This window comes from Hymenobacter bucti, assembly GCF_042681145.1.
Taxonomy (GTDB): domain Bacteria; phylum Bacteroidota; class Bacteroidia; order Cytophagales; family Hymenobacteraceae; genus Hymenobacter; species Hymenobacter bucti.
Genome location: NZ_JBHUFD010000003.1, coordinates 151,472 through 173,736, shown reverse-complemented (window position 1 = coordinate 173,736; position 22,265 = coordinate 151,472). Strand labels below are relative to the sequence as shown.

Below are 22,265 nucleotides of genomic sequence, written 5' to 3'. Positions count from 1 at the left end.
CAATTCGCGCAAAAATGGCACTTCCTGTCAATTTAAAGCAACTTCTTACTGGTGAGGTGGTCGAATGGGAGCGCCTGGAGTTCAAAGAGGGATGGAACCCCGAAGCAGCAGTTCACACTATCTGTGCCTTCGCTAACGACTTAAATAATTGGGGCGGTGGCTATTTTATTGTTGGTGTGGCGGAAGAGCAGGGCAAGCCTGTACTGCCGCCCACTGGCTTACAACCAGAACAAGTAGATGCTATCCAGAAGAAGCTATTAGAGCTTTGCTATCAGATAACTCCCACTTACATACCAGTAGCTGAGCCAGAAGAATATGATGGCAAACTCGTATTGGTTGTTTGGGCACCTGGAGGCGACAACCGGCCTTACAAAGCGCCGGTTAGCTTAGGCAGAGACAACAAGGAGAAAGATTATTATATCAGGCACTTCTCTAGCACTACTAGAGCAAAAGAGCTTGACCGCCAAAGATTACTAGACTTGACAGCTAAGGTGCCATTTGACGACCGAATTAACCCTAGGGCTGAATTGACTGACTTAGACCTAGGCCTTATACGTGAGCATTTACAAGAAATCAATAGTAAGCTAGCGGATGAAGCCACGACTATGCCATTCGAGGAATTATGCCGTCAAATGCGTATTGCTAGTGGACCACCGGAATACTTCAAGCCATTAAATATTGGCTTATTAATGTTTAACAGGCAACCTGAAAGATTCTTTGCTGGAGCTATTATTGAAATCATCATCCATAGTGGAAATGGCGGCCGCAATTTCACTGAAAAACGATTTACAGGCCCTTTGCCTCAGCAATTACGGCAAGCACTTAGTTTCTTGCAGGCACAGGTACTAGTAGAGCAGGTTGAAAAGATACCTGACCAGGCAGAAGCAGGTCGCTTCATTAATTATCCTTTCGCAGCCTTAGAAGAAGCATTAGCAAACGCCGTTTACCACCGCAGCTATGAATTAGCTAATACTATTGAGGTAAATGTACGGCCGACTCAAATAGAAATTCTCAGCTTTCCGGGTGCCTTACCGCCAGTAACTCCGGAGCAACTGCGTAGCGGCTCCCGCATTGTAGCGCGCGATTATCGGAACCGGCGAGTTGGAGATTTTCTCAAAGAACTACACCTGACCGAAGGGCGGGCCTCGGGCCTACCCTATATCCGAACAGCAATGGAAAGTAATGGGTCGCCGCCACCACTTTTTGAAATGGATGCTGACCGGCTTTCCTTTCTGACCACTTTGCGCATCAACCCTTATTTCAACTCACAATCTATCGCGCAGCGTGAGGCCCAAGCATTGCGAGAGGCCCGTCGTCACCCACCCCTACGTCCTCACTAGTGAACTCGTTTTACAGCTTTTGCTAGCTCATCCTATTTTTAGTTATGCCTTCCTTTGCCGAAGTTGACCGTCTTAAAGCTGAGCTTGATGCCCTGCGCCCGCTCACGCCCGAGCAGGAGGCGCGGGTACTACAAAAGTTCCGGCTGGAGTGGAATTACAACTCCAACGCCATTGAGGGTAACTCACTGACGCTAGGCGAAACTCGCTCGCTGCTACTGCATGGCCTCACAGCAGCGGGCAAGCCCATCCGCGACCACCTCGACATAAAAGGCCATAATGCTGCGGTGTTTGCGCTCGAAGACTTTGTGCGCGACCAATACCCGCTTACCGAACAGTTCATCCGCGAGATGCACCAGTTGCTGCTGGGCGAGCCCTACCACACGCCCGCCCAAACGGCCGGCGGCCAGCCCACGCGCAAGCTTATCGTACCCGGCCGCTACAAAACGAGCCCCAACAACGTGCTCACCGCCACCGGCGAGATGTTCTACTTCGCCAGCCCCGAGGAAACGCCCGGCCGCATGACCGACCTCATCGACTGGTACCGGGCCGAAGAGGCCGCCCCCACGATGCACCCCGTGGCGCTGGCCGCCGAGTTTCACTACCGCTTCGTCCGCATCCATCCCTTCGACGATGGCAACGGCCGCATGTCGCGTCTACTCATGAACCTGATTCTGCTGCGCCACGGCTACCCCATGACCGTGATACAAGCCGCCGACCGCAACCGCTACCTGGCCGCCCTCGCCGAAGCCGACGCGGGCGAACCGGAGCCGTTTCTACGCTTCATCATCGAAAACGTGGAAGCTGGCTTGCGGCTCATGATTCGGGCGGCTCGGGGAGAATCCATTGACGAGCCGAGTGATTTAGATAAGAAGCTGGCGCTGCTAAAGAAACAGATTTTGACGCGGGAGGATACTATAAAAACACTTTGGAATGATGAAGTGCAAGACGATATTTATGATAGCCTTATAAGCGTCTGGATTGATGATATAGATAGGCAATCACAAAATTTCGACGAGTTATTTTTAAGCAACGGATATATTGGAGCCATTTATTCTGTAGTTGCTAGAACGGAATTAATTGAAAATCCAGTTAACGCAGAAGAGTTTAAAAAGAAAATGAAAAACACAATATCAGCTTTGAACGCTGACATTGAAACTATAAGCTTTTTAAAGAAGTGGTTTCATTTTCGTCAAAAAAACAATGGCTTCGATGTTGGATTACTGGTCACTTTCAATTTTAGCCTAGAATCATTTAAAGTAACTACAGGTGTTTTAACTGATTTTACAACACAATCTTCGAAAAGATATTGGATGGAAGATGTTTTTAACTCTATATATATACCTAATTATGACCCTTCTCGCATTCACGAAATCAATTATCAGCTCGTCAACAAAGTCTACGACTTCATTGCCGCCAAGCTAACCGAAGCCGATACGCCGCCCGTCTGAATACTGGCCCGCCCCACTCGGCGGGCCTTTTTTAATCAAAACCGACGGGTTGCTGGTTTAGAGCCGAATCTTTTCCTGCTCCTCATGGACCTCCAACTCACGAATAGAACCGCCCTCATCACGGGCTCTACGGCCGGCATCGGCCTGGCCATTGCGCAGCGGCTGGCCGCCGAGGGCGCGCACGTCATCATTACCGGGCGCACCGAGGCGCGCATCGCGGAGGCCAAAGCGGCCATCGTGGCCCAGACGCCGGGGGCCAGCGTGCGCGGCGTGGCCGTGGATTTTGGCGACGCGGCGCAGGTTGATAACCTGCTGCGCGACGTGCCCACGGTGGATATTCTGGTCAACAACGTGGGCATCTTTGAGCCCAAGCCTTTTGCTGAGATTTCGGATGCCGACTGGCTGCGCTTTTTTGAGGTGAACGTGCTGAGCGGGGTGCGGCTGTCGCGCCAATATTTCCCGCTGATGCTAGCCGCCGGCTGGGGCCGCATCCTGTTCATTTCGAGCGAATCGGGCCTGCAAATACCGGCCGAAATGGTGCACTATGGCACCACCAAAACCGCCCAGCTGGCCGTGGCCCGTGGCCTAGCCGAGCTCACCAAGGGCACCGGCGTGACCGTAAACTCGGTGCTGCCCGGTCCCACGGCCTCGGAGGGCGTGGAGGAATTCCTGAAAAAGCTGGCTGGCGAGGGCAAAACCCGCGAGGAAGCCGAGCACGAGTTTTTCCGCGATGCGCGGCCATCGTCGCTGTTGCAGCGCTTCATCACGACCGATGAAATTGCCAGCATGGTAGCCTACCTCAGCAGCCCGCTGGCGGCGGCCACAAATGGCGCCTCGGTGCGCGTGGATGGCGGCGTAGTACGGAGCATTTAGCAGAAGTTCGTTAGAACGTCCGTCACGAGAGCATCCGTCATGCTGAGCAAAGTCGAAGCATCTCTACCACTTCATTCAACGGGGCGGTAGAGATGCTTCGACTTCGCTCAGCATGACGGATGTTTTTGCTTGCTTTAACTAGACTACTCGTCCTCCTTGCCGCCCAGCAGCTTCCAGGCTTCTTCGTTGCCTTGCTGGCCGGCGAGATGCAGGGCCGTGTTGCCGCGCACGTCTTTCAGGGTAGCATCGGCGCCGGCTTCGAGCAGGATTTTCACGATTTCGTTGCGGCCGAACAGGGTGGCAAACATGAGGGCAGTGCCGCCGTTGCCGTTGGTGCGGTTGAGGTCAGCGCCGGCCTCAATAAGCAGGCGTACGATGTCGGCGTTGCCCTTGAAGGCCACGCCCATGAGGGCCGTGTTGCCGCTGGCATCTTGCTGGTTTATATCGGCCCCGCGCTCGATGAGCAAGCGCACGGCGTCGATGTGGTCGTCGTACGCGGCCAGGATGAGGGCCGAGTGGCCCTTGCCGTTTTGGGCGTTGATGTCGACCTGGGGGTTATCAAGCAGCTGCTTGATGATGGCTATTTCGCCGCGGCGGGCAGCGTCGTAGAGCAGGTCGATGGGTTGGGAGGAGGTGAAAGCCATGTTTTTTCAGGAGTTTAAGCCCGCCTACGACAACCTAGGGGGCCGGGATGTTTGCGGCGGGCAGTAACGCGAACTTTAGCTACGCTGACTTTCAGTTGTAGTTCGCGCTACTGTACGTTGCGAATTAGCGCGGCGTAGAACCGAATAACCTCCGAATAAGCCGCCGCGCGCAGGCGCTCGTTGGTGCCGTGCATGCTGTCGATGGCCTTTTGGTCCATGAGCAGGGGCGAAAAACGGTAGGTAGCCTGCGGGCACAGGGGGGCGTAGGTGCGGGCATCGGTGGCACCTAGGACGGTATAGGGCGCCACCAGGGCCTGCGGAAACACGCTTTTGATAGTGCGGTGCAGCGTGCCGAAGGCCGCATTATCAGTGCGCGACACGGGCGAGGCTTCCTGGCCGGCGGCCAGCGGGCGCACTTGCACCAGCGGGTCGGCAATAATTTCGCGCACCCGGCGCAGCACCACCGCGCCCGAGTCGCCAGGCAGCAGGCGGAAATTGACGGTGGCCGAGGCCTCGATGGGCAGCACGTTGTCTTTGGCCCCGCCGCTGATGATGGTGGGCGCGGTGGTGGTGCGAATGGCCGCATTGGTGGCCGGTGCGGCGGCCAGCTTCTTGATAATCAACGGCCCAAACAGCCACTGATTGGCAAAAACCAGCCGCTGCCCAAAGGGCACGGCCGGCGTGAGGTAGGCCAGCGTGCTGCCGATGCCGCCATCAAGCCGCGCCGGAAACGGCTCGGCCTCCAGCCGGGCTACGGCGGCCGCCACCCGGCCCACGCTGGTGAGCGGCGGCGGCATCGACGAGTGCCCACCCTGCCCGGTGGCCGTCAGCACCAGGCTCAGGTAGCCCTTCTCACTGATGCCGACCAGCGCCACCGGCTGCATAATGCCCGCCACACCGTCGGTTTTGATGGTGCCGCCCTCATCGAGCACCATTTCGAGCTGGGGGTAGCGCTTTTGAATAACGGCCGCCAGCGCCCCGGCGCCGCGCCGGCCCATGGTTTCTTCGTCGTGGCCGAAGGCGAGCAGCACCGTGCGCCTAGGTCGAAAACCCGTGCGCAGCAGGTACTCCACAGCTTCGAGCTGGCCCAGCACGTTGAGCTTGTCGTCGAGGGCGCCGCGGCCGTAGAGGTAGCCGCCCGCCTGCTGCCCGGCAAAGGGCGGGCGCGTCCACTGGGTTTCGGTGCCGGGCAGCACGGGCACCACATCCTGGTGGGCCAGCAGCAGCAAGGGTTTCAGGGCGGGGTCGGTGCCGGGCCACTCGTAGAGCAGGCCGTAGTGGTTGACGGTCTGGTGCTGGAGGCGCTGGTGCACCAGCGGAAACGTGCGCCCTAGATAGGCTTGCAGCTGGTCGAAGGGCACGGTATCGGTCTCCGCATACTTGGTGCGCGATACCGTAGGAATCCGCAGCGCACCCGCCAGGTGGGCCAGGGCGGTATCGGGCACTACGGCCACGGCCGGGGCGGCGGGCCCGGCGGCCAGCTGGTGGTTGGGCAGGCGCAGGGTGTTCACGAGCACGGCGGCTACCAGCCCCACGAGCACTAGTAGCAACAAACGGATAAAAAAATGCACGGTAGCGAGGCGACACGAAAATTCCCGCAACTCGCCGCCCCAAAGTTTACGCCAACGGCCAGCTTTACCAGTCGGCCTCTAAAAGTATACGTAGTTATCCCCAAAAAATAGCGTACTAGCCGAGGGGCAAAACCCGTATTTTATGCGTAGGTTTTCTAATACTACTGAGTGAGGTTTGCAAATCTGTTTTAATTTTTTTTTCTTCTATGCTAATTCATTCTCTACTGGATACTGATGGCAGCCGCTGCACGCTTACGCTTGACGAGCCCAACGCCTGGCTACGTGCTACCTGGCGCGGCTTTATCGACTCGGAAGAGGCCAACCGGGGGGCCGATAGTTATCTGAAACAGCTCGCCGACTTGCGCTGCCCCTACCTGCTCAACGATAACTCTGACCTGCACGGCCCCTGGTTCGATTCGCTCGACTGGCTCATGCGCATCTGGGCGCCGCAGGCCGCCCGCATGGGCCTGCGCTACGTGGCCCATGTGGTGCAAACCGATACCAAGCACGATACCATTACGGAGGCCCCGCTCAATCCCGCCGCCTGCCTGTTTGAGCTGCAAATCTTCGAAAAAGTAGCCGTAGCCGAGGAATGGCTGCGCAGCTGCCAGGCCCGCGCCGCCGCCACCGTGCCCCAGTAGGGCGGGCTTTCAATCCGCGAGTACCTAGGTTGCCCGTAGCGCGAAACCCTGCTTCGCGTTGCGGGCAACCTGCTTTTTTCGCTCCCTAGCCGGCCAAACGCGATGCGAAGCAGCGCTTCGCGCTACGACCTTCCCAACCAACGCATTACCCTCGCGGACTGAAAGGCCGCGCCACGCGGGCTAGCCCAACAGTCGCTGCAAGCGGCGGCCCAAACCCGGCAATTGCGCCAAGCGCGCGCCTAGGTTCAGGAGCCACGGCCGAGTGCCCAGCAGCCGCATCAGGCGGTAGTTGCGGGCCAGCACCGGGCCGAGCTGGCGCTGCACCTCAGCATCGTAGGCGCGCATAAAATCGGCGCTAAAGTCATTTTGGGTCACGCACTGCCGGGCCTGCGCGGCGGCCATAATGCCGCTGCGCACGGCCATATCAATGCCGTGGCCCTGCAAGGGGTCGATGAGCGAGGCGGCATCGCCGCACAGCATAAAGCGCGCCCCGCTGCACGGGCGTTGCCGCCCGCCGCCCATCGGCAGCCCGAAACCCAGCACCGGCCCCAACTGCCGCGCCTCGCGGAAACGACCAGCCAGCTCGGGGTGCGTTTTTACGGTGTCGAGCAGGAGCTGCTTGAGGTCTACTTTGTGCTTAGCCACCAGCTCGGAGAGCATCCCCAGGCCCACGTTGTAGCGCCCCGCCCCCACCGGGAACAGCCAGCAGTAGCCGGCCAGGTAGTTTTGGCTGAAAAAAAACTCGGTGGTGCCCGACTCAGCACCGGCCACGTTCTCAAAATACGCCCGCACGCCGGCGCTGTGGTGGGCGCGGGCCAGGCGCGGCTCGGGCAGCAGGCGGCGGCCCACCGCCGAGTTGGCCCCGTCGCAGCCAATAACCAGGCGGGCCGTGATTTCGGTGCCGTCGGCCAGTTGGAGTTGCGCACAGTCAGGCGTAATTTCCAGCGTTTTCAACAACGCGTTTTCGCGGATTTCAGTGTCGGTAAACTCCCGCACCAGCGCCAGCAGCGCGGCGTCGAAGTCGAGGCGCGGGCTGTTAAAAGTGCGTAGGTTCCAGTGCATGTAGAAGCCCGCGCCGCTGGGCGCCACGATGCGGCTGCGGCGCACGTCGTCGCGGGGCTCCAGCTGCCAGAGGGCGTCCACGTAGGCCGGGTCGAGCTGGCGCAGGGCCTTGAGGGCGTGGCCGGGCACGGCGTCGCCGCAGATTTTATCCCTCGGGAAAGTGGCTTTATCGAGCAGCAGCACGCGCAGGCCGCTGCCGCGCAGCGCCAGCGCGCAGGCCGTGCCGGCCGGGCCGGCGCCCACTAGGGCAATGTCGTAGGCGGCTTCGATTGGCACGTAGTAAAGGTAGCAGTACCCTAGGGCTGTTACGCATAAAAGCGCCTTTCTCGGTTGAGAAAGGCGCTTTTATAAGATGAGGAGTTGGTTTTCAGCCTATCCCCGGACCTAGGCGCTATTCGTACGCGCTGGGCGGAAGCTAGCTCACACTCGACTAATTATCCGTCACGGCTATTGGCACGCCGGCATCTTTGAGGCCACTGCGCGAGCGGCTGGCTACCAGGGCAATAGTAGCGGCCAGGCCCGTGGCGGCGGCCAAGCCTGCCAGCACCGGGTGCAACGTGGCGCGGGTGTAGAGGCTGGTTTTCATTACGTGGCCGGGGTTTTTGCCGTGCACTTCGGCGTGGGGGCCATTAGGGCGGTGCAGCGAGCCGGCGGGGTCCACGGCGCGGGTGCCCTCCTGCTTCTGCTGGGCCACGCCGGTTTTGGCTTCTACCCAATCCATCATGCCGGGGGCGTACTTGTTAGCGGTGCTCATCAATTTTCCGCCGCCACCCACGTAGATGTCGCGCACCGGGTGCGTAGCCGCGTGCAAAATGGCCTTGGCCACTTCCTCGGGCGCGTACACGGGCTGGGGTAGTTTCGGCTTCTCGGGCAGGTAGTTGCGGGCGTGGTCGGGGAAGGGCGTGTTGATGGCGGCGGGCTTGATGAGCGTCACCGAAACGGGCGCTTTCTCGTCGGCCAGCTCGATGCGCAGGGCATCGGTAAAACCCTTTACGGCGTGCTTACTGGAGGCGTACATACCCTGGATGGGCACAGCCACATCGCTCACCACGCTGCCTAGGTTGATGAGCGCGCCGCCGTGCTTCTTGAGGTGCTTAATGGCTTCGAGCGAGCCGTTTACAATGCCCCAGAAGTTGGTTTCGTACAGCTTTTTGAAGTCTTCGAGCTTGCCTTGCTCTAGCTTGCCCCACATACCCACGCCGGCGTTATTGACCCACGTATCGAGGGCGCCGAAGTTGGAATGCGCGGCTTCGTGAATGCGATGCACGGCGGCCGGGTCGGCCACGTCGGCGGCCACTACGGCCACGCGGCTACCTAGGTCGCGGGCCACGGTGTCGAGGTCGGCCTGCGAGCGGGCGGCCAGCACGAGGCGGGCGCCGGCCTTGTGGGCGGCTTTGGCCGTGGCCAGGCCGATGCCGCTGGTGGCACCCGTAATTACGATGACTTGTTGGTCGAGGGGCTTGAGTTTGATAGCCATTTGGGAAAGGGCGGAAGGGGAAAGAGAAATGCGCCCAACGGGCACGCTAGCAGTACGGCCTAGGGCCGGAAATAGATAGGTCGAGCTTAAGTTGTAAAACGGAGTGGCATTCCATTTCGCACCCCAATGGCGCCCCCCGACGTGAAACGGCGTACTACTCCGTTTTACAACCGAATAGCGCCTTCCTTACGCTAAAGGGAGTGCTACTCCGTTTTACAACCAAGGGCCGCCCCGCGCCCTACCTTTGAGTATCTTTTTACGACGAATGACGGATTCTTTTTCTTTGAAAACCCTGGCTTTGCTGGGCTCCACGGGCTCCATTGGCACGCAGGCGCTGGAGGTGGTGCGCGAGCAGCGCGGCCGTTTCCGGGTGGCGGTGCTCACGGCCGGGCGGCAGTGGGAGCTACTGGTAACCCAGGCCCGCGAGTTTCGGCCCGCCGCCGTGGTCATCGGCGACGAGTTTTACCTCCAAACCAAAGCTGCCCTGGCCGACCAGCCCGAAACCGAAGTCCTAGCCGGCGACGCGGCGCTGACCGAAGTAGTGCAGCGCCCCGAAATCGACATTGTGCTCACGGCGCTGGTGGGCTACGCCGGCCTGCCGCCCACGGTGGCCGCCATCCGGGCCGGCAAGGACATTGCGCTGGCCAACAAGGAAACGCTGGTAGTGGCCGGCGAGCTGATAACCAGCCTCGTGCAGCAGCACGGCGTGAAGCTGTTGCCCGTCGATTCGGAGCACTCGGCCATCTTCCAGTGCCTGGTGGGCGAAGAACTAAACCCCATCGAGAAGGTCATTCTCACGGCCTCGGGCGGACCGTTTCGGGGCCGCTCAGCGCAGGAGCTGGCGCACATCACCAAGGCCCAGGCGCTCAAACACCCCAACTGGACGATGGGCGCCAAAATCACCATCGACTCGGCCACGCTCATGAACAAAGGCCTCGAAGTAATCGAGGCCAAGTGGCTCTTCAACCTGGCCAATGAGCAGGTCGACGTAGTAGTGCACCCGCAAAGCATTGTGCACTCGCTGGTGCAGTTTCAGGACGGCTCGTTAAAAGCGCAGCTGGGTTTGCCCGACATGAAACTACCCATTCAGTACGCGCTGGGCTACCCCGAGCGGCTGCGCAATGAGTTTCCTAGGTTCTCGTTTTTGCAGTATCCCACGCTCACCTTTGAGGCGCCCGACCTCGGTACCTTCCGGCACTTACCGCTGGCCTACAGCGCTATGCAGCGCGGCGGCAGCGCCGCCTGCGTGCTCAACGCTGCCAACGAAGTAGCCGTGGCCGCATTCCTGCAAGACCAGGTAAGCTTCCTGGGCATGGCCGATGTGGTAGCCGAGTGCCTGCACCGGGTGCCGTATCTTGCGGACCCAACCCTGGCCGACTACGCCGCCACCGACGCCGAGGCGCGGCGCGTAGCGGCCGAACTACTAGGCTGATGAGGTAGTTGGGCTTGTGGAATGGCGCTGCTTGCGGCATCTTTCCCTCGCTTTCGCCTCCTTTTTTACTTCAATACCTCGCTTCCCTCCTTTGGAAATTCTTGTTATGATTGGCCAGCTGGTGCTGGGCCTTTCGCTGCTAGTGGGCTTGCACGAGTTCGGGCATTTTGCCTTCGCCAAGCTTTTTAAAATTAAAGTCACTAAGTTTTACATCTTCTTTGACTTTCTGTTTCCCCTGCCCAACGTGCTCAACTTCAGCTTGCTGAAGAAGAAAGTGGGCGACACCGAGTACGGCATTGGCTGGTTCCCGCTAGGGGGCTACGTGGCCATCCACGGCATGGTCGATGAGACGCAGGACGCCGACGCGCTGGCCGGCCCACCGCAGCCCGACGAGTTCAGAAGCAAGCCCGCCTGGCAGCGGCTGCTGGTAATGCTGGGCGGCATCATCATGAACGTGATTACGGGCGTCGCCATTTTCACGGCCCTCACTTTCATGTATGGCGAAAACTACCTGCCTGCCTCGGAGGCCCGCTACGGCGTGGTGCCCAATGGCCTAGGTCGCCAAATCGGCCTGCGCGCCGGTGATAAGATTGTGAAAATCAACGGCCGGCCCTTCGCCGAGTTCGACGATGTGCGCAGCGCCGACGTCATTCTGGGCTCGCACGCCTACTACACCGTAGACCGTGACGGTCAATTGATTGACATTAATATTCCGGCCAACTTCATGGACCGGCTGGCCAAGCAGGGCGACAGCATTTTTGTGGAAGCCCGCACGCCCTTCACCGTGAAGCGCGTGGTGGGCGGCACCGCCGCCGATAAAGCGGGCCTGAAAGCCGGCGACGCCGTCACGGCCGTGGGCACCATCTCGACGCCCTACTTCGACCGCCTGCAAGCCGCCCTGCGCCTGAATGCCGGCAAAACGACGACCCTGGCCGTGGAGCGCGCCGGCCAAAAACTGACGCTGCCCATCACGGTGAACAAGGACGGGCGCATCGGCTTTGAGCCGCTGCCCGCGCTGCACTACAGCCAGCGCCACTACTCGCTGCTGGGCTCGGTGCCGCAGGGCGCTACGCAAGCCTTCGGCATCATCGGGGCGCAGGCCAAGGCCTTTGGTAAGATTATCCGCCGAGAGGCTTCGGCCTCGGAAAGCCTAGGCGGTCCGGTCGAGATTGCCCAGCAGTACGGCGGGCAGTGGGACTGGCTGCGCTTCTGGCTGCTCACGGGCTCGCTCAGCATGGTGCTGGCTTTCATGAACTTGCTCCCCATTCCGGCCCTCGACGGCGGCCACGTGGTATTCCTGCTCTACGAGATGATACTGCGCCGCAAGCCTTCCGATGCCTTCCTCGAAAACGCCCAGCGCGTGGGCACGGCCCTGATTTTGATGCTGATGCTGTACGTTATCGTCCTCAAGCCGATTCTCAAGCATTTTTAGCTCGCGGCAAAAGCCGTAATTTTAGGAGCGCGATTCTCAGGGAATCGCGCTCCTTTTTTTTATGCGTCGTTTTGCTTTTCTTCTGTTGCTGGTGCCGCTGCTGGCGCTGGCCCGCCACACCTACCACTCCAGCATTCTGGAGCTGCGCATCAACCCCCAGCAGCAACAGGTAGAGCTAGCGCTGAAGGTCTTTACCGATGACCTCGAAAATGCGCTTTCCAAGGGCCGCCCTCAGCACCTGACCCTGCAAGACCCGCGCATCATGCCGCTGGCCGATGCCTACCTGCGCAGCCACCTCGAGCTGGCCCTACCCTTCACCTCCAGCCGCCAGCCACGCCTACCGCTCACGCTGCAATTTGTGGGCATGCAGGCCGAGAAAGACGCTTACTGGCTCTATGCTAAGGCGAAGCTGCCCCGCGCTGCTTCGGCCGTATGGCTGCGCAATACCGTGCTGCTGGACGTGTTTTCCGACCAGATGAACATCGTGAACGCAGAAAGCGGCTCCGCTAAAGCAAGCGAGCTCTACCGCGCCGGCCACGAGCAGGCCGTGCTCACGCTGAAATAGCGCGCAACCCTGTTTTACCCGGCGTGCGTGGCGGCGGTTAGCCACTCGCAGAATGGACCTAGGGCCCGCAAGGCCGCTAGCACGTGCGCTCGGTACTCCTCCGGGCCCAGGCGGCGCACCTCGACATCGGGCAGCTCGTGGCTGAGCAAGAAGTTTTTGTGGCGCAACCACGCCGCCTCGGGGTGCGTAGCCTCATAGCCGGGCGGCATTTTCTTAAGCTGCTCGCCTACCATGCCCTGCGGGAAGAACTGCTGGGCCGCGGGCGCAGCCAGCAGCTCGTGCAAGTCAGCCGCTTGGTAATCAAGTTCCTGGCGCACGGCGGCGAGTTGTTCTTTGGTGGGCTCGTAGAGGCCGCCGGCCACCAGTGTCTGGCCATTGGGACCCAGCTGCACGTAGCGGCCGGGGGTGTCGCCTTTTTTGCCGCCGGCGGCGAAATAGGCCGAGAAGTGCGTTTTGTAGGGCACTTTCACCTTGGCAAAGCGCACGTCGCGGTAGATGCGGAAGACGCATTTTTTGGGGTCGAGGCCAGCCAGGGCGGGCTCATCGTGGGCCAGCTCGCGCAGCCAGTAGGCTACATCGGCCTCGAAGGCGGTGCGGAGCTGGTCGTAAGTGGCTTTGTGGGCCTGAAACCAGTCGCGCTCGTTGTGGCGGGCTAGGTTTTGAAGAAAATCGAGGTGCGCAGCGGGATTCATAACAGCAGAGTTGGCCGGGGCCTGAGCGGGTGCATACGTGTTAAGCGCGACCTAGGCTACTAGCCCGGGCCCCGCGCCGGGGCTTGCATACATACTAAATCGGCTATTTTTAACGTTGCTCATTCACTCACCCATAACATCTTCCGGCTTCGACACTTGCGCTTTCTTCTACTGCTTATTCTAGGTTTCTGCGGGCGGGCGGCGAGCGCTCAGGCACCCACTGCACCCGATTTTTGGCAGCGGCAGCTGGCCTACGCACGGGTGCAGGCGGCCTACGCCCGGTGCTGGCCCACGCTGGCGGCCCGCCTGCACGCCCAGCACCTCGACCCGGCCCGGCTCGAAGTGTTTTTTCGCCTCGTCAAGACCACGCGCCAGCTCGAGGTGTGGGCCCGCAACCAGGGCGACGCGGCCTTCCGGCCGCTGGGCCACTACCCGCTGGCGGCCACCTCGGGCACCCTAGGGCCCAAGCGCCACGCCGGCGATGGGCAGGTGCCCTAAGGCTACTACCACATCGACCGCTTCAACCCCATTAGTGCCTACCACCTCTCGCTGGGCCTCGACTACCCCAGCCCGGCCGACGTGCTGGCCGCCGGCCTGGCCGACCCCGGCGGCGACATTTTCATCCACGGCTCCAACGTTACCGAGGGCTGCCTGCCCCTGACCAACCCGCTGGTGGAAGAAGTGTACCTACTGGCCGCGGCGGCCCGGGCGGCGGGGCAAGCCAGTATTGAAGTGCACATTTTCCCGTTTCCGCTCACCGAAGCGGAGCTGGCGCGGCGGGCCGATAGTCCGCACGCCGCGTTCTGGCGCGAGCTGGCGCCGGGCTACGCGTATTTTGAGCAGCACCGGGCGCTGGGGGCGGCGGGGCAGCCGTAGCAGCGCCGGGTACCGTGCTGCGCGGCCTTTGTAGCCCGTGGCTGATTGGGCAGGAGTGCAGGCTAGACGCGGACCACAAAGTCCGCGCAACACCAGGCCTACCCTAGTACGCCACCTCCGCGCCCGCCACGCGGTAGGTAGGGTCTTCCATAATGTTGACCTCGACCAGCGCCCCGGCCTTGCCGAGCAAGACGCGGCAATCGGGGCTGAGGTGGCGCAGGCGCAGGGTTTTGCCGGCGCGCTGGTAGCGCTCGGTGAGCTTGTGCAGGGCGTCGAGGGCCGACATATCGGCCACGCGGCTATCCTGGAAGTCAATAACGACCTCGGCGGGGTCGGTGGCCACGTCGAACTTTTCGGTGAAGGCCTGCACCGAGCCGAAAAACAGCGGGCCGTAGAGCTCGTAGTGCTTGGTGCCGGCCGCGTCGAGGTAGTGGCGGGCGCGGATGCGCTTGGCATTTTCCCAGGCAAAGGCCAGGGCCGACACCACCACGCCAAGCAGCACGGCCAGGGCCAGGTTTTGCGAGATGGCGGTTACGAGCGTCACGAGCAGCATCACCAGCACGTCGGTGTGGGGCATGCGGCGCAGGATGCGCAGGCTGGCCCACTCGAAAGTGGCAATAACGACCATGAACATCACGCCCACCAACGCCGCCAGCGGCAATCGCTCGATGAGGCCCGAGCCGGCCACCACAAACAGCGCCAGTGCGCCGGCCGCCACTACGCCCGACAGCCGCCCGCGCCCCCGCGACTCCAGGTTGACCATCGTTTGGCCTATCATGGCGCAGCCGCCCATGCCGCCGGTGAGGCCCGAGGCCACGTTGGCCAGGCCCTGGGCCACGCAGTCCTGGTTGCTGCGGCCGCGGCTGTCGGTCACTTCATCTACCACCGTCAGGGTCAGCAGGCTCTCGGTGAGGCCCACCAGGGCCATGATAATGGCGTAGGGCGCCACCACCCCTAGGGTGTGCCAGCTCAGCGGCACCTGCGGCAGGTGCGGCGTGGGCAGCCCGCCCGCAATGGAGGCAATGTCGCCCACCGCCTTGGTGGGCAGCCCACCCAAAATAACCAGCGCCGACACCACCACAATGGCCACCAGCGAGCCCGGCACGGCCTTCGTGACCTTGGGCGTGAAATACACCAGCGCCATCGTGAGGAGCACTAGCCCCCCCATCAGCAGCAGCGGCGGGCCCGTGAGCCACTGCGCGGTGCCACCCGCGCCCAGCACCTTAAACTGCTCGAGCTGCGCCATGAAGATGATGATGGCCAGCCCGTTGACGAAGCCATACACCACCGGCTGCGGCACCAGCCGAATAAACTTGCCCCAGCGCAGCAGCCCGATGGTAATCTGAATAATTCCCATCAGCACCACGGCCACGAACAGGTACTCGATACCCTGCTGCACCACCAAGCTCACGATGACCACGGCCACCGAGCCGGCCGCCCCCGATATCATGCCCGGCCGGCCCCCGAAAATACTGGTGATAAGGCAAATAACAAACGCCGACCCGATACCCACCAGCGGGCTAATGTGCGCCAGCAGCGCAAACGCCACCACCTCGGGCACCAGCGCCAGCGCCGTGGTGAGGCCGGCCAGGATTTCGTTTTTAACGTTGAACTTGTACTGGGAAAAATAAGCTTGCAGCTGCGACATAAGAACCTGCTATATAGGCAAAAGAAAAGCCGCACGCTTCGGGCAGGAAGCGGCGGCAAACGGGTTTTTGACCAGTACTCAGGGTGGGGTGAGCTTGAAGATAGGAACGAGGAAATGAGTCATTTGTGGCAGTAAAGGTAGGAAACGAGCGTCTGGCGAGCGCGAAGCTTGTGATTTGCAGTTAGTCCAGGGAGTAGTAGCGCGAACTTTGTAGTTCGCGTTTTCACTGGTTGGACTAGCGCAAAAACGCGAACTACAAAGTTCGCGCTACTACTCCCCCTTACCCATCCGGCACGGTTTTTTCGTTTAAGCTGGCCAAACCCATTCCCTTGCTGCCCATGTCTCGGTTGCTTTTGCTGCTCGCTGTTCTTGCCCTGCCCCAACTCGCCTTTGCCCAGCGCCCCACCGACAAGTGGTACTTTGGCCGGCAGGCGGGGCTCGACTTCAGCAGCGGCACCCCTACCCCGCTCACTGATGGCGCCATGACCACCTACGAGGGCTGCGCCACCGCCACCACCAAGCGCGGCGAGCTGCTCTTTTACACCGATGGCCAAACCGTGTGGAACCGCCAGCACCAGCCCATGCCGGGCGGCCGGCGCCTCATGGGCTCGGGCAGCAGCACGCAGTCGGCGCTCATCGTGCCCGACCCCGGCTCGGGCAACATCTTCTACATCTTCACGGTGGCGCCGCAGGGGGCGCCCGACGGCCTGCGCTACTCGGTGGTGGACATGACCCGCGATAACGGCCTCGGCGACGTACCTAGGGCCAACCTGCTGCTCCTTACGCCCGTGGCCGAGAAGCTGGCCGCCGTGCGCCACCCCAATGGCCGCGACGTGTGGGTGGTGGCCCACCGCTGGAACTCCAACGCCTTCATTGCTTACCTCGTCACGGCCGACGGCGTGGCCGCCAAGCCCATCATGAGCAACGTGGGCAGCCCCAACGCCGGCCCCGGCCGCAATGCTATCGGGGCGCTCAAGTTCTCGCCCGATGGCACTAAGCTGGCCGCCGCCATCTGGCGCGACAGCAACAAGTTCGAGGTCTATAACTTTGACCGCGCCACCGGCAAGGTGAGCAGCCCGCGCAGCTTTGGCCCCTACCCCGAGGCCTACGGCGTCGAGTTTTCGCCCGATGGCACCAAGCTCTACGGCACCTGCAACGGCAACAGCACCATCAAAACGGCCAGCGCCAGCCCCGAAACCCAGGTGTGGCAGTTTGACCTGGCCACCAAGGCCGCCACGCTGGTGGGCCAGTCCTCCAACCACAAAATCGGGGCCTTGCAGCGCGGGCCCGATGGCAAGATTTACGTGGCCCGCGAGGACAATTCCTTCCTAGGGGTCATCGGCAGCCCTAACGCCGCGGGCAAGGCCTGCGGCTACGTCGACGACGGCCTGAAGCTGGGCGGGCGACGCAGCAAGCTCGGCCTGCCGGCCTTCATTACGGAGCCCTAGGGCGGCGGGGAGCCGAAACAGCGCGTTGTGCGGACTTTGTAATCCGCAACTCCGTCTATTCAAGCGCGGGCTACAAAGCTTGCGCAGCAGGAGAAACGCCCGCCGTGCGGTAACTTTGAATAAATCTTATCGCATGAAAAAACATATCTCCGGCATCCTGCACCGCGTGGGCGTGGTGCTGCTTTTAGCCCTCGCGGGGGGCGCGGGCCTCGTGGGCTGTAGCAAAGACGACACCTCGGTAAACGCCGACTACTCGGCGGCCGACGACGCGCTTATCAAGACCTACATCGCCACCAACAACATCACCACGGCCCAGAAGCAGGCCTCCGGCCTGTACTTCGTGCCCACGGTTACGAACGCCAACGCGACCAAAGTGACGGTGGGCACCAACGTGTCGTTTCTCTACACGGGCACGCTGCTCAACGGCACTATGTTCGCCACCTCGGGCCAGGACGTGACCAAAGCCGCCAGCTTCGTGCTCGGTAATTCCAGCGTGATTTCGGGCTTGCAGGAAGGCATTTCGCTGATGCACCTGGGCGACAAGGCCACGCTGCTCATCCCCTCGGGCCTGGCTTTTGGGCCGAACGGCAGCAGCCCGAACGTGCCCGCCAACACGGTGGTGCGCTTCGACGTGGAAGTAGTTGACCTCAACTTCGCCGCTACCGACGACGCCCTCATTCAGAAGTACATCGCCGCCAACAACATTACCAACGCGCAGAAAACAGCCTCCGGCCTCTACTACGTGCCGGTAGTTGCGAATGCGGCCGGCGTGCCGGCCACGGCTACCAAAACCGTATCGGTGCTTTACACCGGCAAGCTGCTCGACGGCAGCACGTTTGATGCTTCTTCGCAGCGCGGCAATGTCCCCTTCTCGTTTACGCTGGGCGCCAAGCAGGTTATTCCGGGCTGGGACGAGGGCATCGCCCTCATGCGCAAGGGCGAGAAAGCCACGCTGCTCATTCCGTCGGCGCTGGGCTACGGGGCCAGCAGCCCCAGCACCGCCATTCCGGCCAACAGCGTGCTCCGCTTCGACGTGGAGCTGACCGACGTGAAATAGTCATGCGCCCGGCGGCCCGGCCGCCACGCACCCTAGGCGGGGGCGATTGCCACAGCGGCAGCCGCCCCCGTTTTGCTTAGGCACTTGCTCGGGCGCCGGGCTTTTGCGGCCCCACGGCGCTATTTTGCGGCCGTGCCCGCTCCTCTTCTCTCCGCCGCCGACTACGCCCTAGGTCTCGCCGCGGGCCAGCGCGGCGTGCTGGCCCGCGCCATTACGCTGGTCGAAAGCACCTTGCCCGCCCACCAGACGCTGGCCCAGCAAGTGCTGCAAGCCGTGCTGCCGCGCACCGGCGGCGCGCTGCGCCTGGGCATCACGGGCGTACCGGGCGTGGGCAAAAGCACCTTTATTGAGGCCCTAGGTCTGTATTTGGTCGAGAAGCTGGGCAAGAAGCTGGCCGTGCTGGCCGTAGACCCCAGCTCGCCGCGGGGCGGCGGCAGCATCCTGGGCGACAAAACCCGGATGCCGCAGCTCACGCTGCACCCTAGGGCATTTATTCGGCCGTCGCCGGCCAGCGGCAGCCTGGGCGGCGTGGCCCGCGCCACCCGCGAGGCCCTGCTCTTGTGCGAGGCGGCCGGCTACGACGTCATTTTTGTGGAAACCGTGGGCGTGGGCCAGAGCGAAGTGGCCGTGCACGGCCTGGTCGATTTCTTCCTGCTGCTAATGCTGGCCGGCGCCGGCGACGAGCTGCAGGGCGTGAAGCGCGGCATCATGGAAATGGCCGACGCCCTGCTCATCACCAAGGCCGATGCGGGCAACGAGGCCGCCGCCCGCCGCGCCGCCCGCGACTACGAGGGCGCGCTGCACCTGTTTCCGCCCGCCGCCTCGGGCTGGGCCGTGCCCGTGCGCACCTGCTCGGCCCTCAGCGGCGCCGGCCTGCCCGAGGCCTGGGCGCTTATCGAGCAGTACGCCGCCCAGACCCAGGCCAGCGGCTACTGGCAGCAGCGCCGCGCCCAGCAGCAACTCCAGTGGCTGGAAGAAGCCGTGCGCCAGGCGCTCGAAAGCCAGTTTTACGGCCGCGTGGGCGTGCAAACGGCTTTGCCCGGCGTGCGGGCGGCCGTGGCCGAAGGGCAGTTGACGCCGTGGGCGGCGGCCGAGCGGCTGCTGGGGCAGTAGCGGAGGGCAGCCCAGCGGGCCGGCTAAAAGGCTTCGCCCACCGCAAAATAGATGCCTTGGCTACCGCCCGAGCCCACGCCGTAATCGAGGCGCACGTTGAGGCGGTCGCGGCGGTTGAGGCGGAAGCGGGCCCCGATGCCGCCCGCCACGCGGGTGCCGCCCAGCGAAAAGTCGGTGAGCTGGTTGCCCACCTGCCCCACGGCCCCGAAGGCGGCCCCGTCGATGCGCCAGAACAGCTTGCGGCGCAGCTCGGCCTGGAATGTCATCATCTGCCGGTCGCGGTAGCGCGCCTCATAGATGCCCCGCATGAGGGTAGCGTAGTTGTAGATGGAGCCGCCTAGGTCAGCCCCGAAGGCGCTCAGCTCGCGAAACGGCACGTGCCCCCCGGTGTGAAACTGCCCCAGATATTGCAGGGCCAGAATGGTATTGGAATTGCCGAACACCGGCTGAAAGTGCCGAGCATCAACCTGGAAGCGGTTGAAATTGAAGTCGCTACCCGCGTACTTGCCCGCAAACAGGCCGTGCACGTGCAGGTATTGGCCGCGGTAGGTGGCCAGCACATTGTCGCGCCCATCGTAGAGCAGCACCGGGCCAAAGCCCGACGTAGTGCCGCCCGCCGCTTCGGCCGGCGTGAGAATGCCCTGTTCGAGGTCGGCCCGAAACTTATTGACCCGGCCGGTTTCGCCGGGCTCGCCGTAGCTCACGCTGGGCAAGGTAGTGAACCGGTACTGCAGGCCGGCAAACCAGTTGGGGGCCAAGCGGTGCAGCACTCGCTGGTTGAACACAATGAGGCTGTAGTCCACCTCCGACTCGTCTTGCTTGCGGGTGTCGTTGCCGATGCCGTAGTAGAAATAGTTGACTTTGTAGTAGGCCAGCTCGCCCAGCAGGTACCACTGCTCGCCCGGCGTGAAGATGTTGTGCGTGAGCTGCACCGAGGCCTGACCTTTCTGGCTTATCCAGCCCGAGAGCCGGGCGTTGGATTTGCGGGTGAGCGTGTCGGTACCAAAGCGCCAGACCGGCAGCGAGGCTATCGTCACGGCAAAACCCGTTTCCTGCTGAATAAAGGCGGCCGGAATCGGGAAAAAGTTGGGCTTGTCGCTGGCCGCAAACTTGTTAGCGAACCGGGCCAGGCCCGTGGGCCGGGCCGGGGCGTTGGCTGAATCAGCCCCCGCGGGTGCTACCTGGGCCGCGCTCAAGCTAGCTTGCGCACCTAGGGCAAGGGCCAGCGACCATTTGAGATACCGCATGAAAACGCTAAAAAAGAAAAAAAAATTAAAGGCCGACCGGCGGCTGTACCGGCACGGACCCTGGCTCTTCACGAGTTCTTCATGACGACAGAAGCCAGGATATGTTTTAAACTATTCCTGAAAATGAGGTGGCACCGAGGCGTTGGTATGCTTCAAAAACCAGGTTTATCCATAGCTTATTGATAGTTAGCCCCCCTCCGAAAACCGTATTAAATAATTGTTTGGCCGCTGCCCGGCCCCCAGGGGCATCGCTGAGGCAGCGGGCGCCCCCGGGGCAACTTGGGTAGTAAGGGTTGGGGCCGCAACAACCAAGCGCCATCGGCGCGGCAACGTCTTTTCTCCACCCAGGCAAACGCATCGGCGGCGCTCAATTAGCTCAACCTTTCCGAAGCTAGCCGTATAGCGACGGGGCCAGCGCCCGGGTGCAAGCCTTTTCACTACTGCCCCGGCCTGACCAAGTAATTATGCTTGACGTACTTGTAAAAAATGCGCGCCTCGACGGCCACGCGGGCAGCGTAGATATTGGCATTGTGGGCGATACGATTCACTCGCTGCAAGCCAATAGCGCGGAGCCAGCCCGGACGACGCTGAACGCCAATCATCAGTTTGTGTGCGCCGGCTTCTTCGAAACCCATATCCACCTCGACAAGGCCTGCATTCTGGACCGCTGCTCGGTAGCGAAGGGCGGCAAGGAGGAAGCCGCCGCCGAGTCGAAAAAGGCCAAGCAAGACTTTACGGAGGACGACGTATTTGCGCGGGCCAGCCGGGTGGTGGAGATGGCCATCAAGAAGGGCACGATGGGGCTGCGCACCTTCGTCGAAACCGACCCTAGGGCTGGTTTGCGCTCGCTGGCGGCTCTCAAGGGCGTGCGCGCGGCCTACGCCCACGCCATTGACATCGAACTGTGCGCCTTTGCCCAGGAGGGCCTGACCCAGGAAATGGCCACCTATGAGCTGCTGCGCCAAGCCTTGCAACAGGGCGCCGACCTGGTGGGCGGCTGCCCCTACGCCGACCCCGACCCCGACCGCCACGTGGAGCTGATTTTTGACCTGGCCGAGGAGTTTGACGTGAAAGTGGACTTTCACCTCGATTTCGACCTCGACCCCGCCCAGTCGGGCATCCCCAAGATTGCCGCCGAAACCCAGCGCCGCGGCTACCAGGGGCGCGTGTCGGTGGGCCACGTCAATAAGCTTAGCGCCATGCCGCCGGCCCAGCGCACCGCGCTGGCGCAGCTATTGCAGCAGGCCGACATTGCCCTGACGGTATTGCCCGCCACCGACCTGCTGCTGATGGGCCAGGAGCAGGACCACCTCATTCCGCGCGGCGTGGTGAATGCCAACGAGCTGCGGGCGCTGGGCTTGCGCACTACCATCGCCAGCAACAACATTCTCAACGCCTTCACGCCCTACGGCGACGCCTCGCTGGTGCGCATGGCCAACCTCTACGCCAACGCGGCCCAGCTCGCCACCGACGAGGCCATCCGGGCAGCCTACGAGATGGTGACCACCGAGGCCGCCCAGCTGCTGGGCCAGCAGGCCCGCCTGCGCGTGGGCGGCCCGGCCACCTTCGTGCTGCTCGAAGCCGGGAGCGCCGTCGAGGTTATTCGCACCGTGGCCCAGCCGCTGCTGGGCTACAAAAACGGGCGCCCCACGTTTGCCAACCCGCCCGCCGTACTCTACTCGCCTGCCTAGGCTCTGCT

At 62.1% G+C, this 22,265-nt stretch carries 20 protein-coding genes; 13 read left to right on the top strand and 7 right to left on the bottom strand.

Annotated features, from left to right (window positions below; genetic code table 11):
* Nucleotides 1–14 precede the first annotated feature (14 nt).
* From ACFSDX_RS08420 to ACFSDX_RS08410, 3 genes are all read left to right on the top strand, one after another.
* Nucleotides 15–1,340 carry an RNA-binding domain-containing protein gene (locus tag ACFSDX_RS08420; RefSeq protein WP_382312870.1) on the top strand — a complete coding sequence of 442 codons (1,326 nt, stop codon included), beginning with the start codon at nt 15–17 and terminating at the stop codon, nt 1,338–1,340.
* Nucleotides 1,341–1,384: 44 nt separating this feature from the next.
* Complete coding sequence (locus ACFSDX_RS08415; RefSeq protein WP_382312868.1) at nt 1,385–2,788, top strand: Fic family protein; 1,404 nt, start codon at nt 1,385–1,387, stop codon at nt 2,786–2,788.
* A gap of 84 nt (nt 2,789–2,872) precedes the next feature.
* Entirely contained in the window at nt 2,873–3,661 is a 789-nt protein-coding gene (locus ACFSDX_RS08410) for an SDR family NAD(P)-dependent oxidoreductase (RefSeq protein ID WP_382312866.1), read from the top strand.
* A gap of 143 nt (nt 3,662–3,804) precedes the next feature.
* Here the strand turns inward: ACFSDX_RS08410 and ACFSDX_RS08405 are convergent, their stop codons facing one another.
* Entirely contained in the window at nt 3,805–4,305 is a 501-nt protein-coding gene (locus ACFSDX_RS08405) for an ankyrin repeat domain-containing protein (protein WP_382312865.1), read from the bottom strand.
* Nucleotides 4,306–4,412: 107 nt separating this feature from the next.
* On the bottom strand, nt 4,413–5,858 hold the full coding sequence (locus ACFSDX_RS08400) for a M20/M25/M40 family metallo-hydrolase (RefSeq protein WP_382312864.1): 1,446 nt from the start codon (nt 5,856–5,858) through the stop codon (nt 4,413–4,415).
* 224 nt (nt 5,859–6,082) lie between these two features.
* On the opposite strand from ACFSDX_RS08400, the gene ACFSDX_RS08395 reads away from it, so the two are divergent.
* A complete protein-coding gene (locus ACFSDX_RS08395) occupies nt 6,083–6,517 on the top strand; it encodes a hypothetical protein (RefSeq protein ID WP_382312863.1) in 435 nt (144 codons plus the stop codon).
* A 180-nt stretch (nt 6,518–6,697) separates the two neighbouring features.
* On the opposite strand, the gene ACFSDX_RS08390 is transcribed toward ACFSDX_RS08395, so the two are convergent.
* Complete coding sequence (locus ACFSDX_RS08390; protein WP_382312862.1) at nt 6,698–7,855, bottom strand: NAD(P)/FAD-dependent oxidoreductase; 1,158 nt, start codon at nt 7,853–7,855, stop codon at nt 6,698–6,700.
* 154 nt (nt 7,856–8,009) lie between these two features.
* Entirely contained in the window at nt 8,010–9,056 is a 1,047-nt protein-coding gene (locus ACFSDX_RS08385; RefSeq protein WP_382312861.1) for an SDR family oxidoreductase, read from the bottom strand.
* Between the two features lie 265 nt (nt 9,057–9,321).
* Here ACFSDX_RS08385 and ACFSDX_RS08380 point away from each other — a divergent pair, with 265 nt between their 5' ends.
* From ACFSDX_RS08380 to ACFSDX_RS08370, 3 genes are all read left to right on the top strand, one after another.
* Nucleotides 9,322–10,488 carry a 1-deoxy-D-xylulose-5-phosphate reductoisomerase gene (locus ACFSDX_RS08380; RefSeq protein WP_382312860.1) on the top strand — a complete coding sequence of 389 codons (1,167 nt, stop codon included), beginning with the start codon at nt 9,322–9,324 and terminating at the stop codon, nt 10,486–10,488.
* Between the two features lie 91 nt (nt 10,489–10,579).
* On the top strand, nt 10,580–11,920 hold the full coding sequence (rseP, locus tag ACFSDX_RS08375) for an RIP metalloprotease RseP (protein ID WP_382312859.1): 1,341 nt from the start codon (nt 10,580–10,582) through the stop codon (nt 11,918–11,920).
* Nucleotides 11,921–11,981: 61 nt separating this feature from the next.
* A complete protein-coding gene (locus tag ACFSDX_RS08370) occupies nt 11,982–12,485 on the top strand; it encodes a DUF6702 family protein (protein WP_382312858.1) in 504 nt (167 codons plus the stop codon).
* Between the two features lie 14 nt (nt 12,486–12,499).
* Here ACFSDX_RS08370 and ACFSDX_RS08365 read toward each other — a convergent pair whose 3' ends face one another.
* The gene (locus tag ACFSDX_RS08365) at nt 12,500–13,177 is read right to left on the bottom strand and encodes a DUF2461 domain-containing protein (protein WP_382312857.1); all 678 of its coding nucleotides are present in this window, start codon (nt 13,175–13,177) and stop codon (nt 12,500–12,502) included.
* Nucleotides 13,178–13,333: 156 nt separating this feature from the next.
* Here ACFSDX_RS08365 and ACFSDX_RS08360 point away from each other — a divergent pair, with 156 nt between their 5' ends.
* Together ACFSDX_RS08360 and ACFSDX_RS08355 are read left to right on the top strand one after the other, a co-directional pair.
* Nucleotides 13,334–13,675, top strand: a complete 342-nt coding sequence (locus ACFSDX_RS08360) for a hypothetical protein (protein WP_382312856.1) — start codon at nt 13,334–13,336, stop codon at nt 13,673–13,675.
* Nucleotides 13,676–13,756: 81 nt separating this feature from the next.
* A complete protein-coding gene (locus tag ACFSDX_RS08355) occupies nt 13,757–14,053 on the top strand; it encodes a hypothetical protein (protein ID WP_382312855.1) in 297 nt (98 codons plus the stop codon).
* Between the two features lie 103 nt (nt 14,054–14,156).
* Here the strand turns inward: ACFSDX_RS08355 and ACFSDX_RS08350 are convergent, their stop codons facing one another.
* Complete coding sequence (locus tag ACFSDX_RS08350; RefSeq protein ID WP_382312854.1) at nt 14,157–15,701, bottom strand: SulP family inorganic anion transporter; 1,545 nt, start codon at nt 15,699–15,701, stop codon at nt 14,157–14,159.
* A gap of 338 nt (nt 15,702–16,039) precedes the next feature.
* Here ACFSDX_RS08350 and ACFSDX_RS08345 point away from each other — a divergent pair, with 338 nt between their 5' ends.
* The 3 genes from ACFSDX_RS08345 to meaB all read left to right on the top strand — a co-directional run bounded on the left by ACFSDX_RS08345 (nt 16,040) and on the right by meaB (nt 19,319).
* Nucleotides 16,040–17,149, top strand: coding sequence for a YncE family protein (locus ACFSDX_RS08345; RefSeq protein WP_382312853.1), 1,110 nt, complete (start codon nt 16,040–16,042; stop codon nt 17,147–17,149).
* A gap of 133 nt (nt 17,150–17,282) precedes the next feature.
* Nucleotides 17,283–18,206, top strand: a complete 924-nt coding sequence (locus tag ACFSDX_RS08340; RefSeq protein WP_382312852.1) for an FKBP-type peptidyl-prolyl cis-trans isomerase — start codon at nt 17,283–17,285, stop codon at nt 18,204–18,206.
* A gap of 132 nt (nt 18,207–18,338) precedes the next feature.
* Nucleotides 18,339–19,319: a methylmalonyl Co-A mutase-associated GTPase MeaB gene (gene meaB, locus ACFSDX_RS08335; RefSeq protein WP_382312851.1), complete on the top strand. Its 981-nt coding sequence runs from the start codon at nt 18,339–18,341 to the stop codon at nt 19,317–19,319.
* A gap of 23 nt (nt 19,320–19,342) precedes the next feature.
* Here the strand turns inward: meaB and ACFSDX_RS08330 are convergent, their stop codons facing one another.
* Nucleotides 19,343–20,566: a BamA/TamA family outer membrane protein gene (locus ACFSDX_RS08330; protein WP_382312850.1), complete on the bottom strand. Its 1,224-nt coding sequence runs from the start codon at nt 20,564–20,566 to the stop codon at nt 19,343–19,345.
* Nucleotides 20,567–21,030: 464 nt separating this feature from the next.
* On the opposite strand from ACFSDX_RS08330, the gene ACFSDX_RS08325 reads away from it, so the two are divergent.
* The gene (locus ACFSDX_RS08325) at nt 21,031–22,257 is read left to right on the top strand and encodes an amidohydrolase family protein (protein WP_382312849.1); all 1,227 of its coding nucleotides are present in this window, start codon (nt 21,031–21,033) and stop codon (nt 22,255–22,257) included.
* Nucleotides 22,258–22,265: the final 8 nt, after the last annotated feature.

What these genes read in the sequence shown, in the direction of transcription:
- ACFSDX_RS08420 (WP_382312870.1), top strand. Translation starts at nt 15, where the DNA reads ATGGCACTTCCTGTCAATTTAAAGCAACTTCTTACTGGTGAGGTGGTC.
- ACFSDX_RS08415 (WP_382312868.1), top strand. Translation starts at nt 1,385, where the DNA reads ATGCCTTCCTTTGCCGAAGTTGACCGTCTTAAAGCTGAGCTTGATGCC.
- ACFSDX_RS08410 (WP_382312866.1), top strand. Translation starts at nt 2,873, where the DNA reads ATGGACCTCCAACTCACGAATAGAACCGCCCTCATCACGGGCTCTACG.
- ACFSDX_RS08405 (WP_382312865.1), bottom strand. Translation starts at nt 4,305, where the DNA reads ATGGCTTTCACCTCCTCCCAACCCATCGACCTGCTCTACGACGCTGCC.
- ACFSDX_RS08395 (WP_382312863.1), top strand. Translation starts at nt 6,083, where the DNA reads ATGCTAATTCATTCTCTACTGGATACTGATGGCAGCCGCTGCACGCTT.
- ACFSDX_RS08385 (WP_382312861.1), bottom strand. Translation starts at nt 9,056, where the DNA reads ATGGCTATCAAACTCAAGCCCCTCGACCAACAAGTCATCGTAATTACG.
- ACFSDX_RS08380 (WP_382312860.1), top strand. Translation starts at nt 9,322, where the DNA reads ATGACGGATTCTTTTTCTTTGAAAACCCTGGCTTTGCTGGGCTCCACG.
- ACFSDX_RS08370 (WP_382312858.1), top strand. Translation starts at nt 11,982, where the DNA reads ATGCGTCGTTTTGCTTTTCTTCTGTTGCTGGTGCCGCTGCTGGCGCTG.
- ACFSDX_RS08365 (WP_382312857.1), bottom strand. Translation starts at nt 13,177, where the DNA reads ATGAATCCCGCTGCGCACCTCGATTTTCTTCAAAACCTAGCCCGCCAC.
- ACFSDX_RS08350 (WP_382312854.1), bottom strand. Translation starts at nt 15,701, where the DNA reads ATGTCGCAGCTGCAAGCTTATTTTTCCCAGTACAAGTTCAACGTTAAA.
- ACFSDX_RS08345 (WP_382312853.1), top strand. Translation starts at nt 16,040, where the DNA reads ATGTCTCGGTTGCTTTTGCTGCTCGCTGTTCTTGCCCTGCCCCAACTC.
- ACFSDX_RS08340 (WP_382312852.1), top strand. Translation starts at nt 17,283, where the DNA reads ATGAAAAAACATATCTCCGGCATCCTGCACCGCGTGGGCGTGGTGCTG.
- ACFSDX_RS08330 (WP_382312850.1), bottom strand. Translation starts at nt 20,566, where the DNA reads ATGCGGTATCTCAAATGGTCGCTGGCCCTTGCCCTAGGTGCGCAAGCT.
- ACFSDX_RS08325 (WP_382312849.1), top strand. Translation starts at nt 21,031, where the DNA reads ATGCTTGACGTACTTGTAAAAAATGCGCGCCTCGACGGCCACGCGGGC.